Origin of the sequence: Cellvibrio sp. UBA7671, assembly GCA_002483145.1 — a bacterium.
GTDB lineage: Bacteria > Pseudomonadota > Gammaproteobacteria > Pseudomonadales > Cellvibrionaceae > Cellvibrio > Cellvibrio fibrivorans.
The window spans coordinates 63,914-83,097 of record DLHJ01000004.1 but is presented as its reverse complement, the minus strand read 5'-3'; the positions used below and the strand labels follow the sequence as shown (position 1 = coordinate 83,097).

13 protein-coding genes are annotated in these 19,184 nt (G+C 42.2%); 9 read left to right on the top strand and 4 right to left on the bottom strand.

What is annotated here, in order from left to right:
- Window positions 1-111 precede the first annotated feature (111 nt).
- From B4E62_RS05470 to B4E62_RS05445, 6 genes are all read left to right on the top strand, one after another.
- Window positions 112-969 (top strand): hypothetical protein, encoded by an 858-nt coding sequence (locus B4E62_RS05470; RefSeq protein WP_331351398.1) that lies wholly within the window; start codon window positions 112-114, stop codon window positions 967-969.
- 147 nt (window positions 970-1,116) lie between these two features.
- Window positions 1,117-1,791, top strand: coding sequence for a hypothetical protein (locus B4E62_RS05465; protein ID WP_331351397.1), 675 nt, complete (start codon window positions 1,117-1,119; stop codon window positions 1,789-1,791).
- A 112-nt stretch (window positions 1,792-1,903) separates the two neighbouring features.
- Window positions 1,904-2,572, top strand: coding sequence for a hypothetical protein (locus B4E62_RS05460; RefSeq protein ID WP_331351396.1), 669 nt, complete (start codon window positions 1,904-1,906; stop codon window positions 2,570-2,572).
- A gap of 256 nt (window positions 2,573-2,828) precedes the next feature.
- Window positions 2,829-5,636 carry a TonB-dependent receptor gene (locus B4E62_RS05455; RefSeq protein WP_331351395.1) on the top strand — a complete coding sequence of 936 codons (2,808 nt, stop codon included), beginning with the start codon at window positions 2,829-2,831 and terminating at the stop codon, window positions 5,634-5,636.
- Window positions 5,637-5,688: 52 nt separating this feature from the next.
- Window positions 5,689-6,882 (top strand): SusF/SusE family outer membrane protein, encoded by a 1,194-nt coding sequence (locus B4E62_RS05450; RefSeq protein ID WP_331351394.1) that lies wholly within the window; start codon window positions 5,689-5,691, stop codon window positions 6,880-6,882.
- A gap of 92 nt (window positions 6,883-6,974) precedes the next feature.
- On the top strand, window positions 6,975-7,847 hold the full coding sequence (locus B4E62_RS05445; protein WP_331351393.1) for a diguanylate cyclase: 873 nt from the start codon (window positions 6,975-6,977) through the stop codon (window positions 7,845-7,847).
- 113 nt (window positions 7,848-7,960) lie between these two features.
- Here B4E62_RS05445 and B4E62_RS05440 read toward each other — a convergent pair whose 3' ends face one another.
- Entirely contained in the window at window positions 7,961-8,629 is a 669-nt protein-coding gene (locus B4E62_RS05440) for a hypothetical protein (protein WP_331351392.1), read from the bottom strand.
- A gap of 124 nt (window positions 8,630-8,753) precedes the next feature.
- Window positions 8,754-9,419 carry a hypothetical protein gene (locus B4E62_RS05435; protein WP_331351391.1) on the bottom strand — a complete coding sequence of 222 codons (666 nt, stop codon included), beginning with the start codon at window positions 9,417-9,419 and terminating at the stop codon, window positions 8,754-8,756.
- Between the two features lie 663 nt (window positions 9,420-10,082).
- Between B4E62_RS05435 and B4E62_RS05430 the strand changes: the two genes are divergently transcribed.
- From B4E62_RS05430 to B4E62_RS05420, 3 genes are all read left to right on the top strand, one after another.
- On the top strand, window positions 10,083-12,881 hold the full coding sequence (locus B4E62_RS05430; protein ID WP_331351390.1) for a TonB-dependent receptor: 2,799 nt from the start codon (window positions 10,083-10,085) through the stop codon (window positions 12,879-12,881).
- Between the two features lie 70 nt (window positions 12,882-12,951).
- The gene (locus B4E62_RS05425; protein ID WP_331351389.1) at window positions 12,952-14,448 is read left to right on the top strand and encodes a tryptophan halogenase family protein; all 1,497 of its coding nucleotides are present in this window, start codon (window positions 12,952-12,954) and stop codon (window positions 14,446-14,448) included.
- Window positions 14,445-15,971: a tryptophan halogenase family protein gene (locus tag B4E62_RS05420; RefSeq protein WP_331351388.1), complete on the top strand. Its 1,527-nt coding sequence runs from the start codon at window positions 14,445-14,447 to the stop codon at window positions 15,969-15,971. The genes B4E62_RS05425 and B4E62_RS05420 overlap by 4 nt, the downstream gene beginning before the upstream one ends.
- A 93-nt stretch (window positions 15,972-16,064) precedes the next feature.
- Here B4E62_RS05420 and B4E62_RS05415 read toward each other — a convergent pair whose 3' ends face one another.
- Window positions 16,065-17,393: a lytic polysaccharide monooxygenase gene (locus B4E62_RS05415; RefSeq protein ID WP_331351387.1), complete on the bottom strand. Its 1,329-nt coding sequence runs from the start codon at window positions 17,391-17,393 to the stop codon at window positions 16,065-16,067.
- Between the two features lie 1,137 nt (window positions 17,394-18,530).
- A complete protein-coding gene (locus tag B4E62_RS05410; protein ID WP_331351386.1) occupies window positions 18,531-18,869 on the bottom strand; it encodes a hypothetical protein in 339 nt (112 codons plus the stop codon).
- Between the last annotated feature and the right edge of the window lie 315 nt (window positions 18,870-19,184).

The following is a 19,184-nucleotide window of genomic DNA, read 5'->3' as shown; positions in this document are numbered from 1 at the left end:
CCTCATATTGATATTTGTCAGAAGATTTTAACAAAAATAAATTTCAGGGCAATGAAATGGCGTTTCAGGGATTTGCCCCATAGACAGGATTTTTTTTTAAGGTGGATCACTGTGAAACTACTGTGTGCAATATATTTCTTATTTCTAAGTGTTGTAGCTCATGCTCAAGAGCTGCGCATACAGAAGGCGATGGCTGGCGATGTTATTCATGCTTACTATAAGCAACTTTTAATAATGGCGCTTGAGAAAAATGCAAATGGAAGGGTAGTCCCTATATTAAAAGAGAATTCAACTTACGAGCAAGGCCGGGCCACTTCTCAAGTTCTTGAAGGGCAGCAATTAGATATTTTCTGGGTAGGTACAGATATCCAGCGAGAAACTGAATTGCGAGCAATTCGAATCCCATTGGATCGTGGTTTACTCGGTTTTAGGCGATTTATTATTCATAAAAGTATGCGAGCGCAATTCGATCAAGTTGAATCCATTGATGACTTAAAGAGCATGGTTGGTTGCCAAGGTTTAAACTGGCCTGACACATTAATTCTTCGCAATTCAGGGTTGCGAATTAAGGAGGTTGCTGGTTTCGAATCTTTATTTCAGTTAGTAGTGGCGAAGCGCTGTGATTATTTTCCTCGTGGTATTGCGGAAGCCAATATCGAAATTAGCGAGCGAGCTGAAAAGTATCCTGAGCTTATGGTGTATGAGTCATTGATCGTACACTATCCTTTCACGATTTATTTTTTCGTTAATAAGAAAAATGAGGAGCTTGCTCAATGGATTGAGCAAGGGCTTGAAAAGCTAATTAATTCCGGTGAATTTTATACCTATATGCAATCTCACCCATTCACTGCCTCGACTATACCTTTACCTACTGAGCAGTCAGTACGGTATCTCCGTTTACCAAATCCCTATTTGTCTGCAGACACTCCGGTTGACGATAGCAAATATTGGTTTTCCATTCCCAATTGATCCTTCATCACCGGCTTAGCTATGGTCCTTTTTATAATCCATACTGAACTGTCAATTTTTTTGCCTACAATTATTTTTAGCGGTTTAAGGGGCGGTTTTTTCAAAACATACGTCATACAGGTATGTATAAGTTCTAAAGGCATAATCATGGAAAAGAAAATATGGATTTTCGTGCTATTACCCTCTCTAATCATTCTTTACTCAATTTTTCAAAAACGTGAATATCCACAAAAAATAGAAAATTTAGCAGAGATTAGTGTGAATAAATATAAATTGGATGATACCCCGATAAAAGTGGAGTCTCCTAAAATTAGTTATGTCAATTCCATTTCATCAGAAGCCAATATGGAGTTAGAAAAGGATATATCGTATACAAAAGATGAAGCGATTGCAGATAATTTACTTTCTCCCTTATTGTCAGCTATTCAAGTTAAGCAGAAAGAAAGCATGGAAAATCGATTTAACGCGATAAACGATCGCCTTACAAAAGAACCAAATAAATCAGTGATAGACGTTATGGGAGCGATTTTTGATGAGGAACCCACTGACCTATCATGGGCTAGAGAAAATGAAGAAAGAATTTACAATTTTTTTCGCAATGGAAATGATTTTTTAAATTTTTCTCCAGAATCGGTGGATTGTAAATCATCTAGTTGCCAAGTGATTATCGCTGCACCTGATGAAGGCATTGGTATCGATATCCAGAATAAAATTAGCCATCAGTTATCAAAAAATCCCACCATTATTCTTAATAATTATAGTGCTACTGTTGATCCGGAATCCGCGAGGTTAATCATCTATTTTCATAGAAATGAAATATAGATGGTCGAATAGGGAAAACAGAGCCATGAGGCAGTATTAGGTTCACCAACGTTAAAAGTTGGTACATATAGGGATATGTAGCTGCTAAACATTCATTTTTAGGAAGAAAAATATGAATCAGTTTATTAAGATGTCATTTGGTTTGGTTTTAGGGATTGCTACATTGTCCTCGAGTGCTCAAACGACAAGAACTTTATTTACCGGCGGCGCTACTGTTGGTACGGGTTACAATATTGGTTATAGCTTTAATGATCCTTCGTGCCGAAGCGTAACCAGCAGATTGTCTTACCTGGCGGGTCCTCTTGAATGGTTTGACTCAAAGGTTTATTGCGCTGGTATTACGGGGCCTGTTTTGACGTTTACTTACAGCCAATATGGCTACCCAAGCCCATCTCCGATAAAAAGCTGCAGCATTACTCGAGGTAGTAACCCCAATCTACTTTTTTATCATGCGGCGAATTGTTCTGCATATGTTGGTGTAACAGAAATTACTCCCCCTGTGCCCATTACTCGAGATCTATTTGCCTGGGTTCCAATGTCGCAGCCTATGCCCACTTATTCCTGGTCTGATACCAGTTGTCATGCGACATTTGCCACTGACCCTCAGGGCCAGGGGTACACGGGCGGTAGTTATTCATCAGTTTACTGCAATGGTATAGAGGGTGCCGTGGTTTCATTTGCATCCTATGATGGTGGGAGATGGTTTGTCAGGTCAAAGCATGCAAAAGCTATTGTAACTGAGACTTCAAACTCAGGGTTTGTCAAATTTCAAATTAATTAGAACGCCGCTATTACTAGTCTTTCCTCGCATCTGTAAAAGGTGACCCAGAATATGCGGGTCACCTTTTACAATCGTTTTTTCCACTTTTCTCTTGTCCCTCCGAATCGGGGGGGGTGGATTCTACCGTTATCCCCGTCACATATCGGGCTGCAAATTCTAGATTTATGCGCCAGTCCGGAGGTGTTCCGCTTCCAATAAAACAAGTGGTTCCACTACGAGCCTAAAATCAAATGGGTAACAAATAACGAGGTTACATGTGAATACTTATAACAATGCTGCAAAAGCTTCTCGAAAATTCCAATTAAAAATTCTGAGCTCGGCGATCCTTATGGCGTTGGGTACCAACATGGTTTACGCCCAGAGCTCAGACACTGATATCACCGAAGAGGTGGTTGTTTATGGTATTGCGAACAGCTTGAAATCAGCTGCAGATTTTAAACGTAATTCCGATGTGATTGTTGATTCCATTACTGCGGAAGATATAGGTAAGTTTCCGGACGCGAATATAGCTGACTCATTGCAGAGGGTCCCCGGCGTTCAAATTTCTCGTGATCGTGGAGGTGAAGGCCGTTTTGTATCTGTTCGTGGTTTGGGTAGTCAATTTAATCTGACCACAATGAACGGTCGTACATTAGCAACCGATAATGCGGGGCGTGACTTTAGTTTTGACGTAATGCCATCCGAACTTATATCGCAGGCTGATGTTTATAAAACGTCAAGCGCATCGCTCGAGGAAGGCAGTATTGGTGGCCTCATCAGCGTAAAAACTCGTCGGCCGCTGGATACTCCTGGCTTACATGTAGCCGGTTCTCTTGGCGGGCTCTATGACGAAGGTACAGAAAAATGGGGTGAGCAAGCAACCCTGGTTGTTTCTAATAGTTTTATGGATGATACGATCGGCGCCTCTCTCGGCGTCACCTATTCAAAACGTGAATGGCATGCGAATACGTATGAATTATTGAGTGCAAATAAAACTGTCACAGTTCCAGTCGATGTTAATAACAATCCCGTTGGTGCTGATGTTGCAGATCATGAAATTACCGCGTGGATGCCGGAAATCGCTTCTTACCAGTTGAAGTTTGGCGAAAGGGAACGTTTAGGTGTTGCCGGTGCATTTCAATTCCGTCCGAATGACCAATGGAATTCCACACTGGACTTCTTCTATTCAAATTACAAAACTCCTGAAGGGGCTTACTCATACAATATAAATTTCGGTTCATCAGTTGCAGGCAGCACAGTTTTTGAAGAATTAACGCCTTGGTCAAGTGCAACACGCGGTATAACCCATGTGGCGACTAAATTTTCAACCACTACAGAATTGGAAATGGGTACAGATACGCGTGAGCGTGAGACTGATACCTATATGGTGGGTTGGAATAATGAGTTTCAAGTAACGGATGCCCTAAAATTATCGGCTGACATCGCATATTCCGAAGCGGATCGTCCTAATGAAGGTGATGATCTTTATACGGTAGCCGGACTTAAAACGGCCCACTACACTTGGGATGCTAGTAATAATGCCGCGCCCAAAATTGGCTGCACTATTAATGATGGAAGAAACTGCTGGGATGTAACCAATGCCGATCTCGGATTGCATTACATGGATTTGAAGGGAGAGCAGGTCAACGACAAGGCCACATCATTCCATTTCGACGGTGATTATGATTTTGCCTTTTTTGATACCGAGTCGGTTTTGGAATTTGGTGTTGCCTATAGCCAGCGTGAAAAAGATAAAGATATTTTCAAGACTCCGAAAGATGGTTGTACCTATTGTTTCTATCACCGCAAAATAGGAGCAGTTGGTATTGATGCCGTTGACGGTTATGCAGAGTTTGATTCAGGTGTTGATAGCGGTCTGCCGTATTTCCCAGCGATGAATCCTTACGCATTATTCGCTGCTGCGCGTCGTTACGATGTTATTGAAAATCGTCTTGGTCGTTTCGATGACGAAATGGCCCCGGAGCATAAACTTGAACGTTCTACATTAATTGAAGAGGAAAACACTGCTGCCTATGTTCAGTTAAATATTAAAGAAGAAATCTGGAATGCAAATGTGGGGATTCGCTGGATTAATACGGATTTAACTACCAGCGGCTACGAGGTTAGCCCTACCATTTTAGTTCCTGTTGTCGACAAGACAACTGGCATGGAATCATCAACTAATTACAGCCTCACAACTACCGAAGCAGTCCCTGTTTCTTACGACTCATCATACGATGAGATTTTGCCATCGGCTAATTTGATCATAAACGTTTGGGACAATTCAAAACTGCGGTTTTCCGCATCCAAAACCATCACTCGTCCATCAATGACAGATTTGGGTACTGGTACTACTTGGGAAGTTGGTGCAGGGTTTCCGAAACTTCGGACTAATGGTAACCCCTACTTAAAGCCTATCAAATCAAATAACTTTGATGTGTCATACGAATGGTATGGCGATGACGGATTGACTGCTTCAGTTGCGGTATACCATAAAGATATCTCTGACTGGATCTTTGGTGGTAGTAGGGAAATTACTTATGTTATCCCTGAATTTAAACAAATTGGTGGGCAGCCCCAATCTAACGTTACCGGAACCTGGAATGCGGGCACTCCATTAAACGGCGATACTGCGGAACTCAATGGTGTTGAACTCTCTGCCCAGAAAATTTTTGACAATGGTTTTGGTTTACAAGCCAATTACACTTTCGCCGATACTTCCTCCTCAACGACTGTCAATGGTGTAGAAACTGAGGGCGAACTTGATGGTGTTTCAGAAAATACCTACAACCTGGTTGGTTTTTACGAAACAGAGCTTTACAGCGCACGTTTAAGTTATAGCTATCGCGATGACTACATAGCTGGAGCCCGTGAAGGCAATTGGGGCAATCCAAAGTTAAATGTTGATTACCAGGGGCTGGACTTAAGCTTGGCCTACAACGTGAATGAAAACCTCTCCATTTATGCAGAAGCTCAAAATCTGCTGGAAGAAAATGGCCAGACCTTTTGGGGAGACAAGACAGCAACACATTATTACGAGCAATACTATCGCCGCTTTGAAATAGGTGCTCGTTTTAAATTTTAATGTTGCAATTAATAGTCATTCAAATCCATAGGTCATTATTGGAAAAATAATCATGAAAAAAGTATTAAATAAAAAAGTAGATATGAAAAAAATGGGAATTATTTTCCTTGCCGGTGTGTTGGCATCTGTCGTTACAGGTTGTGGAGGAGGTAATTCCTCGGGAGGCTATAAAGCGACAGATCCCGTTGATCGTGCTCCTTACTTCGGTATTGGAAATGGCGCAGCAAAAACAGCTTTGGAAAATGGTACTCGAGCAGATGTCAACATCCGTAAAGCTGTAGAAATTTACATTGGCGATGATAAGGGACTCAAATCCTATTATGTTGAAATCAATGATGTTGTTGTAGCAAAACTGGATAACTTATCCGGCCTTGAATCAATTGTTAGTCTTGATTTAACTGAGTTACAAGATCAAAACAGTGATGCGACTTTCGCCTTGCAAGGTGGACGAATTTACGATGCGCGTATTGTGGCAGTAGATTCAGCCAATCAGTCAACTATTGCTAATTTTGATCTTAATACTAAGGAGTTTTATGAATATGTAGCGATGATTGGAGACGCCACTGCTGCGGGTTGGACCAACACAGCGGCTATCCCATTGGAGCAACACCCAACTATTGAGGGTAGGTTTACGTGGCAGGGTCATCTTGAGCCTGGCGCGATTAAATTCCCTTTGGCGCCGATCCCAGGTGATTGGTGCTGCATCGAATGGATTATGCCGGAGGCGGACCAACAATCCGTAACTAATCCTGCAATGAAAGTAATTCCAAGTGGCGGCCCAGACAACAAATGGCAAGTGCCAGTAGCTGGTGAATACACTATTGTTATCGATCAGAAAACTCAAAAAGTATATTTCGGTGCACCTGCCTATGAATTGGGTATGGTGGGTGATGGTACTGTTGCAGGTTGGAATTTAAATGGCGCTGTACGCTTCGAGCGAGATGCTATCGATCCAATGGTTTTCACCACTGTAACTGATTTGGCTGCTACGGGTGGTGAACAAGCTTTGAAATTATTTGGTCAGGCCAATGGTGAGAATTATGAGTGGTCAAATGGGATATGGATATTCGCGCCATCCACTGCAGCTGACCTTCCAACAGAAGCTCCTGGCCCCATTGTAGTAAAAGTTGGTGCAAATAGTTCTGCGGACGATTTGAAATGGAAAGTCTCCCCGGAAAAAGCGGGCACTTACCTGATTCGTGTAAACTTGAAAGATAATACGATTCTTTTCACCAAGCAAAATTAGCTCTTGCTCAACCCCTTTCCGCTACCGCACCTGCGGTAGCGGGCTTTTTTATCCCGCCTTTTTATCGTTTATACCGCTGCTGAAACACATCTATGAAAATTTTTTATTCAATCATACACATTGTTTTTTTTTCTTATGTTTACAGCTTGCCCACGGTTGCCAAAGAAAATATTCGTGTAAATACCGCAAGTGATGGCAATGGCCGCTACGCGATGCAAATGCTCAATCTTGCCTTAAGTAAAATTGACACTCAATACGAATTAATAACTGACGAAAACGTAATTAGTCAGTCGAGAAATATTGAACTAGTTTCATCCGGGCATTCAGATTTGCTTTGGGCTGCTACAAGCCAACAAATGGAGGATACATTGCTGCCAATCCGTATTCCTTTATTTAAAGGCCTTCTCGGGCACAGAATATTCATTATCCGCAAAGGTGATCAACCCAGGTTTGACCAAATTAATACAATTGAGGATCTTCGGCGTTTAACCTTTGGTCAGGGTAAGACTTGGGCGGATACAGAAATACTTCGCAACAATAACCTTACTGTAATTACAGCCAATAAATATCAAGGATTATTTTATATGTTGGACGGTTCCCGTTTTGACGCTTTTCCGCGAGGGGTTCAGGAGCCTTGGCAAGAGTTGCTAGATAATTCGAATCTTCCACTTGTGGTGGAGGAAAAAACAATGTTGATCTATCGCATGCCATTCTATTTTTTTACCACAAAAAGCAACAAAAAATTAGCAGCTGATATTGAGTTAGGGCTTAATCGCGCTATCGCAGATAAGAGTTTCGATCAGGTGTTTTTTAATGACCCTATGATTAAGTCAGTTATCGAAAAAGCAAACTTGAAACAGAGAAAAATATTTAAAATTAGCAATCCCGGCTTACCAAAGGAAACTCCTTTGGAAAGGGAGGAGTTGTGGCTTGATATCGAGTCATTGGACAATAGTGTTCGGTAAGTTACAGCCCAAAATGAAAGCTGCTGAAAATGGAAATTTCAGCAGCTTTCGTCAAGGTTTTTAATTGTAACCGGAAAAATAATCAAGTGCGATTTTTTGTGTCATAATAATAGTTAAGGAACCAACTTAACATAGTCAGCTGTTGCTGCTGTATTTGTTATTACTTTTGAACTTGGATTTTTCGTTACAGTTCGCGGGCCGCTTCCCACATAGTAATCAATACTAATTACGGGTCCGGTGACTGAAGGGCAGGAAACATTAATTCTGTAGCGGGACGTTGAATAACTACCGCTAATGAGAGTTTTTGCTTTTGAACAGGTAGGATCTTTTAACGAAATATAGGGTTCTGAAAGGTAACTTCCTATATCCCAAAATACTAAATCTCGAGGTTGCGTTGGAGCGCTTACCATCGCGCCAACAGATGCGAAACAATTTTCAGTAGAGTAAAAAATTACATTTGGATTATTACCTCGATCGATGCTGCAACTTTGTATTGAAGTAGGACCTAGGCCGTAATCGTAAAGACCATAGGTGAAGGTAAGAATGGGTTCGCTAAAGCCGCTGCAATATACTTTTGAATCGAACCAGGTAAGCGGTCCCGCGAGATAAAACAATCTACTCGTTATCTCTCTACAGGAGCTGTCAGCAAAACTGTAACGAATATGGGAATCTCTATCAATTATGGCACCACCTGAAAATAACGCTCGTGTTGTTTGAGCGTTTGTTGAAAGTGTTGTAATCCCTAAAGTCAAACCAAGCAATATCTTAATAAAAGTATTCATTTTCTTTCCCTATTAATTAATGATTAGTGTTCAGCAGCCACATAATCCTTATGTATACCAACGATATAGAGTGTTGGTGAAACCTAAGGCTGCCACATGGTTCCTATCTTCCTTATCCATGAAATTACTGAAAATAAATGGTTAGTTTTGCTGTTTGTTGATCTGTAATAGTGCTATAGCTGCGAGGGATTGCAGGGTGGTTAATAGTCAACTGATGACTAATTTTGTTCTGGATTTCAATGCTTGCTATCTCATCTGCTGCAGATATCACCACTCTGCAACTAGATGACCTGCAGTCCACAGACTCGGGAGAAAAATTTTTAAAGTTATTGCTGTCGCGAAAGAAGTTATAAATATTCTCTTCGTTCTTCCTTGCCCATTCGATTTCAACTGGTTCTTCTTCAAAGAGTTTCCCCAAGACGTCTGACACTGACATGGTTGGGTCTTGGGCCAGGCGACCGTTGATCGATTTAAATCGATTGTCAATATTTTCTTTGTTTTTAGCGTAGGCCGCCAATATTATTGGCTTAAGATAAGAGTCGTGAAGGGGCTGAGGCTCTCTTTGGATTTTTAGTTCGGTTATATTTTCGATTGTGTTTTCGGTAGTAATCGAATTAACTATGTTCCCTTTTTCCTGGCCTGATTTTCTTGGTGCGGCATAAAAATGACTTTTACTGATTTGTGGTTCTGGTAGCGGAAATGACATCGTCGCACTGAGTGATTCTTTTTTTTCATACATAAAATATAGAGCACCGAAAGTAGCCAATACGGTGAATAGTAGTAATGTCATTTTTTTGCATGGGAAATCCTTTTAAAAAACCTATTTAGTATATGACGTACGATAAATGAAATCCGCCCCATTACTTGTTGAATTTTTCATTGAGATAATTTAAGAAGCTTGAATATAAATCTGAATAGCTTGGCTGTACGTGGCCATTATGTTTGATCCGGCTACAAGCTGTAGGTGCGGATTATTGGATGCTTACGTTTGAGATCGGGTCGATCATGCATTGGGATTTTTGGTGGTGAGCTTATACGTCGATTGTAGATTAATAATTAGGCGCCGCCTGTTCCCGTCATCTAAATTTTTCCTCGTTGATTAAGTTATCCGTATGGCCCTGATTGCTCACTTGCAATTAGGGCTTTTTTGTTGGTTTGGAAATCACTGTAGGGGCGGAATTATCATTTGATCCGTCTTATCAGGCGCCATATCTATCATGAATATCATTCTTACCGATTAAATAAACATCCACACTCCTGGTTTCTGGGATACAGGAGGTAAATGCTTGATATCCAGGAGAGAGATGAGCTTGTTGTAGAAAAATGTCGTTCCACTCAAGACGTATTCTTTTGCGCAATACCAGGTAACGTTTGAACGGGTTGTGATTTAAATGTCACATTTTTTTGGTCGATATGCATCGTAAAAACAAATAATCTTACATTAGGGGATATTATGATAAAGCGGAAGTTTAACCACTTACTAGCAGTAGTTTCCACAATGACGTTGGCAGCAGGTTCGCATGCTGTATACGCACAAAATGTTTCAGGAGAAGTAGAGGAAGTGCTCGTTACCGGCTTTAAGGCGAGCCTGGAAAAAGCACAAGTCTTGAAGAGGGAAAATACTTCTATTGTGGAAGCAGTGGTTGCTGAAGACATCGGCAAACTACCTGACTCCAGTATTGCAGAAACATTGGCACGATTGCCTGGCTTGGCGGGCGAACGTCGCAATGGACGTACAAGTGGCTTATCAGTGCGCGGCTTTAAGGAGGATTATGTAGGCACCACCATGAATGGCCGTGAGTTACTTGGGATTGGAGATAACCGCGGTGTAGAGTACGACTTATATCCTTCCGAAATTATCAGCGGCGCAGTCGTTTATAAATCACCTGATGCTTCACTATCCACTACCGGTATTGGTGGTACTGTCGATTTGCGCACTATTCGGCCGTTGGATTCCGCACCTGGTACAGCAATTTCTGCTACTTATGAATCTAACGATTTAAAATCAAATAATCCTGATTTTGATGATACCGGTCATCGCTATGCGTTGAGTTATTCAGATAAATTTGCAGACGACACAATTGGTGTTGCCGTAGCCGCTGCGAGTACATCATCACCCAGTCAAATTGAACAATCGAACGTTTGGGGTTATACACAAAACCCGGCCGCTGGTGGATCTTATACACCGGACGGCAATGATGTATTTGCAATTTCAAATGTATTAGAGCGCGATGCACTCACTGGTGTGCTCCAATTCAATTCGAATGATCAATGGGAGATTATCGTTGATGCGCTTTATATCGACTTCAAAGATGAGGGCGTGAAACGCGGATTTATTGAATCCATGCCATTTGCTTCGGCGGTAACAACTGTAGATGGTGTAGTAACTGCCGGTACAACAGGTGGCTATTCCCCGACGATGCGTACAGATCCTTCGAGTATTGAGGGTAAGCTCGACGCTTACGGTTTAAATGCGGCCTTTCACGTAAGTGATGAATTAACTCTTAAGTTGGATGTATCTCATAGTAAAACCACCAAAAATGACCTGCGTGCGGAAAGTTACGCGGGCATTGGGCGCGCCGGTACTATTGCTGACAGTGAATTAAATACACGATCCTGGACTTTAGGTGATGACGGCTTGACCTTTAGCAATAATGCGACTGATTTTTCTGACTACAATCTCGTTAAATTGGCTGGTCCACAAGCTTGGGGTGGCAGCTTGGCACCAATATCTCAATTCGCTCCAGAGACTGTTAATACAAAAGGCGCCCACGGCGAAGACCTTGACTATAACCATGCTCAAGATGGCTTTATTAATGAAGCTGTTTTTGAGGAAGAGCTGGATGCAGTCAGATTGGAAGCTACACAAACACTCGAAGATAATTTTATCACCGCTGTGAATTTTGGCGTCCAGTATAGTGAGCGGTCAGCAACAAAAGATAATACGGGCGCCTTCGCTACGGCACCGTCATTTCCTTCTGACGGCCCTATCCCTGAAGAATATCGCCGCGGTGTTGCCGATTTGAATTGGGCGGGTATGGGTAACATTGTTGCGTATGACGGTTTGGGTTTATATAAAGATGGCTATTATTCGCTGATCGACGCTGCCGGCTTGGAACCCGACCGTATGGGTGATACCTATGCGATTGATGAAGAAATTTTGATGGGGTTTGTTAAGCTGGATTTCGAGTCTAGCATTGTAGGCAAACGACTTTATGGTAACGCTGGTGTTCAGGCTGTTGATACCGATCAATCTTCTGATGGGTATGCAGCACAAACAGGTTCTGATTTATTTGTGCAGGCCGTACCTGTGTCTGATGGAGCAAGTTACACCAAATATTTGCCGAGTTTAAACTTGAACTACGAGGTGGCAGAAAATCAAATATTAAGGTTTGCCGCTGCTAAAAGTATCAGTCGCGCACGATTTGATTCCTTGAAAGCCGGCTCGTCTATCAAGTTCCGCCAAAACGTTTCTCAAGTAACTAATCCTGATCCCGAAAAAGGTCCATGGGTTTCTACTTCAGGTAACCCTACATTGGAACCTCTCGAAGCCAATCAGTTTGACTTAGCTTACGACTGGTATTTTGCCGATGACGGTTACATCTCCGTTGGCTATTTTTATAAAGACTTGGTTAATTGGCATAGTAGCGCTGGCGAGACCGTTGATTTCTCCGAATACTACATTCCCGGATACCATCAGGCAGTTGAGGCAGGTGAAGTTTACACGCCCGCGACATTCCTTGGTGTTAACACCTCTACGCGGGATGGCTTGAGGGGAACTGTTGATGGTATCGAAGGCCAGATGAATTTACCACTTCGGATTGTTCACGACGCATTGGACGGATTTGGCGTAATCGTCAGTAGCTCTTACACCGATGGAAAAATGGATGACAACTCCAAAGTACCTGGTTTGTCAGATCATGTTTCCCAGCTCACTGCTTACTATCAAAATGCGGGTTTTGAAATTCGTATTGCCGGTACAAAACGCAGCGAATTCCAATCCGAAGAGCGTGGTGGTAGTAATACCTTGTCGACGGTCAATCGATTGGCAACCGAGTTGTGGGATGCCCAAATTAGTTACGACTTTTCCGAATCCGGCATTAATAGTCTTGAAGGTTTGCGTGTTTCTTTGCAAGCTCAGAATCTGACAGATGAAGACGATGTTAATGCCTTGGAAACTGACTCACGTCTTGTGACCAGAGTCCAACACTACGGTACAAATTATATGCTCAACCTTAACTACAAGTTCTAAATTTGCAGTTAGTGAAAAACATAACCCTGTCAGCGAATGCTAACAGGGTTTTTTTATGGGTAAATGATGTATGGATAAGCTAATCAAAAAAGTTGTGATAGTGGGGGGCGGAACTGCGGGCTGGATTTCTGCAGCACTAATCAAAAAATTGTTGGGCGGCGTGATAGATATAGAGCTGGTTGAATCTGAAGAAATTGGTCGCATCGGTGTTGGCGAAGCCACAATCCCGCCTATTCGCTACTTAAATTCGGCTCTCGGAATAGAGGAGGCCGAGTTTATACGCGAAACCAAAGCCACAATTAAATTAGCCATTAAATTTGATAATTGGCGCGTGCAAGGCGAGCATTATTTTCATACTTTCGGTGCAGCAGGTAAAAGTCTGGCTTTTTGTTCTTTTCACCATTACTGGTTACGCTCCAGACAGCAAGGTAATAAGGCAAGTCTTTGGGATTACGATTTAAATTATCTTTGCGCACAATCCAATAAATTCGCACCGCTTACCAGCAGAAGTGGCGAGTCTGAAATGCTCTATGCATATCATTTCGATGCTTCTCTTTATGCCGCATTTTTACGTAAATTCAGTGAAAAAATTGGTGTATTACGCACTGAGGGGTTAATTAATAAAATTAATTTGAATCCCGATTCTGGGTTCGTTGAGAGCCTTGAATTAGCCTCGGGAATAATTGTTCACGGGGATTTATTTATTGACTGCTCCGGGTTAAGAGCCCTGCTAATACAGAAGGTACTTAACACTGGTTACGATGACTGGAGCCATTGGCTCCCATGTGATCGTGCAGTTGCAGTACCCTCAGAACGCTTTGCGGAAACGCTTCCTTACACTCGTGCCATAGCGCACAAAACAGGTTGGCAATGGCGGATTCCGTTACAACACCGCAATGGCAATGGGTTGGTCTACAGTAGTAATCACTGTTCAGACGATGAAGCCACTAATCTGCTTTTGAATAATTTGGGTTCTGCAGCATTAGGTGAACCCAACTTTATAAAATTTTTGACAGGCCGTCGGCGCAAGCAATGGAATCGTAACGTGATAGCAATAGGTTTATCGAGTGGATTTCTTGAGCCTCTGGAATCTACGAGTATCCATTTAATCCAGTCTGCCGTTGTTCGATTGATCAAGTTTTTTCCTCATCAAGGGGTAGATTCTGCCGCTGTCTCGGAATACAACCGGCAATCGAAAATTGAATACGAACAAATACGTAATTTTATTATATTGCACTACTATGTTAACGAGCGTAATGACAGTCAGTTTTGGCATGATATGCGCAATATGGAGATTCCTGAAAGCCTACGGAAAAAAATAGAAATTTATCGCCGCACAGGGAGCTTATTTCAGGAACCGGATGATCTATTTGTTGATTCGTCCTGGCTACAAGTAATGCTTGGACAGGGCATCGAGGCACAAGACTATCATCCTATAGCTAATCAGCTTACGAATAAACAATTGCACGATATGCTTGAAAATATTCAAAAATCCAAACGCAGTTTAGTGGGGAATTTTCCGAGCCACGACGAATTCCTCACAACTATTCGCGGAGGTTTAAAGTGAATTGCCTGCTCAATATTATTATTTTAGGTGGCGGCACAGCGGGTTGGATGGCTGCAAATTTATTGGTGAAAAAATGGTCCAAAGCACCAATAAAAGTGACTTTGGTTGAATCACCGGATATTGGTATAATTGGTGTGGGTGAAGGATCAACGCCATCATTAAAAAACTTTTTCCAGGTAATTGATGTGGCGGAACACGAATGGATGCCACGTTGCAATGCAACTTATAAAACCAATATCAGATTTTCCGGTTGGAGCCCCGCATCCGGTGTTCGTGAATATTCTCATCCGTTTGTTTCACAGCTCGATATTTTTACCAAAAGTGCCTTTTTTGCCAATTGTCTCACCAGACGTTTTAATGTGGAGGCTAATACCGCTCCGCAGGATTTCTTTTTGAACAGTGTGCTTGCCCAGCTGGGTAAGAGTCCGGTAACACCACCCAATTTCCCGTTTCATATGCAATATGGCTATCACTTCGATTCCTATTTGTTGGGTCAATATCTGGCTGATTTAGCCGTTAAACGTGGCGTTATTCATAAACAAGAAAAAATAATACAAGTAAGAATAGATAAAGAGGGCAGCATCGCGGCCCTTATCACAGAAAAAAAAGAAGAGTTGGCAGCCGACTATTTTATCGATTGCTCCGGTTTTGCTTCGATTCTCATGCAAAAAACTCTCGGCGTTCGTTTCAAACCTTTTAAAGAAAATTTATTTAATGATAGTGCTGTAGTTATGCCCACTGACATTGCCGCAGTTATTCCGGTTGAAACACGTGCTCAAGCGTTGAGCGCAGGCTGGTGTTGGAAGATTCCTTTGCGCAACAGGTTTGGCAATGGCTATGTCTATAGCTCGGACTTTATCGCGCATGATCGGGCAGAAGCGGAATTTCGACAATACATTGGAACGGAAAATAGTCCTCAGGAATGTCGACACTTAAAAATGCATGTGGGTCAACTTGAGCATCACTGGGTTAATAACTGCCTGGGGCTCGGGTTATCTCAAGGCTTCATTGAGCCATTAGAAGCTACCGCATTACACTTGGTCCAAACTTGCATAGAACTATTTATTTTAAAATTTGAGGCAGGTAATTTTACGAGTAAATACAGGGCGGAATTCAATAGTGAAATGGATCAGCGCTTTGAGCGTGTACGCGATTACATAGTGGCGCATTATAAATTAAATACGCGCGATGACAGCGAATACTGGCGAGCGAATCGTAACAATATGAATCTGTCGGAATCTCTTCTGCAAATACTCGATGTTTGGTATCGCAAGAAAGACCTGACTGCTGAAATTGGAAGGCAAAATATTGCTTCACACTTTGGATCCGAATCGTGGCATTGTTTATTGGCTGGTTACGGTGCGTTTCCACCAATAACCGCAGTTAATACAGCAATTCCCGATGCTTACCAGAACCAGAAAATTTATAGTTTTTTTGAGGGTTGTGCATTAAATTTTAATTCCCATCGTGAGACCTTGGAGCGTCAATTACGTGGCAATCTATCTAAAAAAAATGGGCATTAAAATTTTTCTACTGAACCAGATTAAGTTGCATTAGTGGCCGGCATAAAGTCCCCCTGGAAGGGGGACTTTTGTTAGCACTGACAATCATCCACTTTACTGACAACTTCCTTCGTTCTCCCAAACACCATATTCACCTGTGGTGCCAGGTTCCTGGCCTTGCGTATACCACTTGGCCGACCATTGGTTTCCGTGAAGGGAAACTGTATCGCCGTATTGATAAGTGGCCGAAGCGCTCCATGCAACTGAGTTGCATTGTGCATTACTGCTTGAACTTCCCGCGCTACTGGAACTGCTGGAACTACTGGAGCTAGTGGAGCTACCCGAGTTGTCCGGATCCAGTAGGACAATAGACACGTTATCAACTTGCAAGTTGGTATTGCCCGCTGCCTGCTGGAAAAAAGCGATATTGATACTGCCGTTGCTGACAGTAATCGTCCCGTTGATTTCCGTATAATTATCACTGTGGGGAATGTCGATATATTGCACATCTCCCGCAGAGGTTAATTCCAAACGACTGGCATCGGGAACTCCGGTGTTCTGTTTTACCTGCGCGCTTACGCTATAAACTCCGTTAGTTAATCCTGAAACGGTTTGATCGATCCGTTGCTCGTAAGCATCAGTGCTCCAAAAATAGGCCTTGTGTCCGGAATACGCATCGTTGTTATCTACACCTGCATTATCACCGGTTAAAGTCCATCCGTTAAAGTTACCTGCATCAAAATTTCCATTAACCACTAGTCCCGTCGTCGGGGAGCTGCTACTGGAACTACTACTGGAACTACTAACGCTACTGGAACTGCCATCGCCTGGCTGAGAACTTCCATCAAAATTAGCATCCAGCAAAGAATAAAATTCTGCTCCAGTGTAAGAGACCTGCCAAATTGCGAGAATGATGTGATATCCGCTGCGCTGCGGAACATTACAATTATGAGTTGGATTACCAGGTGCCCGGCCATTGTCCTCAAACTCGCAAAAAGGTGTTTGTTCAAATGCCGAACGTGCTAACGGAACATTGGGATTCCAGCCCGGTTTAGTAATGTAGTAACGATAATTATCGGAAACATGTTGTGCCGGAATAATCCAATGAAAATCATTGCTCCCGGACGACATGCCATGTTTGTACCAGCGGTTGGCAGATTGTTCATCCAGTTGAGGATAAGGACGTGTAGCACTTCCTATTTGACCATCCGGTGGCCCGCCAACGGGAAATGTTCCAGGATGCTCGGTGTCGGCGGGGTCAACATTACTGCAATTAGTATTAATATTTTGTCGGCAAAGATCTCCCCGTTCACCTTCCAAATAACCATGCCCAAATGAAGGGGCCGCAATCATTATGCTCGCTATCGCACTAACGGTGGCAAGGATGGGTAAGCGCGTTGAAAAGAACTTTTTGCGTGAAATTGAATTTTTTATGGTCTTCATAAAAATCTCCTACTATCAAAGTTTAAAGAAATCCTGTGAAAAATTATCATTAAAATCTATCACTAGGATTTAGGAGACGAGCGGTGCAACGAAATAAGACCCTATTTTTTTACGTGTCTGCAAATAACACGTCACAATGACGTTGAAGTCATTATTTGAGGAAACTTGTTTCCGCCGAACTAATTCTTGAGGCGTAATCTAGGTTCATCCATACGAAGAAATAAAAAAAATAGGGTAGGGCTATTGGAGTGACTTTGCGTGGTTTAAGGATCGACGGGGGATAATGTATGCGACTACAACAAGACTACCCCTTCACAAGACCTTTTTAATTGATGTTCCGCGCCTTTTTAATGGCCCCTCGTCTGGCCAGACCATTTTTGATATCTGTTAAAACGATTTCCGCGGAACGATCCATCGCACTCGAAGTGACCATTACCGCCAGAATTATGTGTTTTCTAGGGTAAGTTTATTGTCTGTTTGTCACAGAATTAACTAAGTAATTGATAAATATAGAGTGGCTAGGACACTCATGTCGCCCGACGTCGACGTTCAGGTTTCAACCCATTTTTCTATCCGCTATAAATGAAAAAACCACCGTGCGGTGGTTTTTTCTTCCCAGACAAGAGCCAACTTAATGACACCTGCTAGAGATTAGTTGTTAGACGTTTTCATACACGTCATCGCTGCTTGTATCCAGTTTGGTTGCTTAACGCGCGTTTCATTGATCCCGACGCTGAATATACACCTGAAACCAGAGCAAGCGGATCTTAAGAAAATGCACCTTCAAGCGGAGTTAAGCGCCTTGTACGGAGTGGGCGAACAATTAAGATATCCCGCTCATAACCCCCCCAGACATTCACCGAGTTGATGTTTATATGCCAATAAGTTGCCCCCGTGTCACGAAGTCTGCTAAGTCATTGAAAAATATAGGCTCGCTTGAGCAACTCATGTGTCGTTTTAAGACAACACATCAGATGTCTTATGCTCATATTCTTCAATTTGCAGCTTAGATTTAGTGCGCGCCGTTATGCTTTGAAAAAGGACTTGGTGCCTTCTCTATATTGACCTATAAATTGCATCTTTTTTAGGTGTAGCCAATTTGAATGGACTTCATTTTTCGCCAAGGTGAAAAGGATCTTAGTGATTATCGGTATCGGGGGGTACTGCAGCTTCACTTTGTTTCACCTCTTCAACTAGTTCGGTATATATGGCTTTAAGACCCGAAAGTTCTTCATAGGAGTCGTTGTCAATTATCACTGCGGAAAGCTTGTTTCTAAGCTTTAATCCAAGTGGGCGACGACTTTCTTTAATGTGTTGAATACTGCTTTGTATATTGCGAGCAAAAAATTTGCTGCTTACAGTATCCAGCTTTTCAAGTGGTAGCAGCCATTCCACAATGCGAATGGCTTTAGCATCCTCGAGGGGCACTAGTTCCGCTTGTTGGGTGGGAGTGTTGATGGGTGATTTTTTAATCATGGCAATACCTGATGATTCATTGATGAATAATATTCCAAGTACCAATATCGCTCAGCGAGGCTTTGAAGAGCCAAGTGGCTATAGCAAAGCTCTTAACTATAGGACTGATTCGTAAATGCCTTTATTTAAGATTGCTTAAAGATGTTGGGCTGCGCACCATCAATTGATGGGCTGGATCCTAGTATACATTTACCATGTTGAGTTTATGGTCAATCGTTTGAGCTTTTACACAAAATCGTTTTGCAATATCTCCCGTAATGATAAAGCTTTTTGAAAATTTCAATTGATTCAGTATCGATTGAATGTTGTATAAAA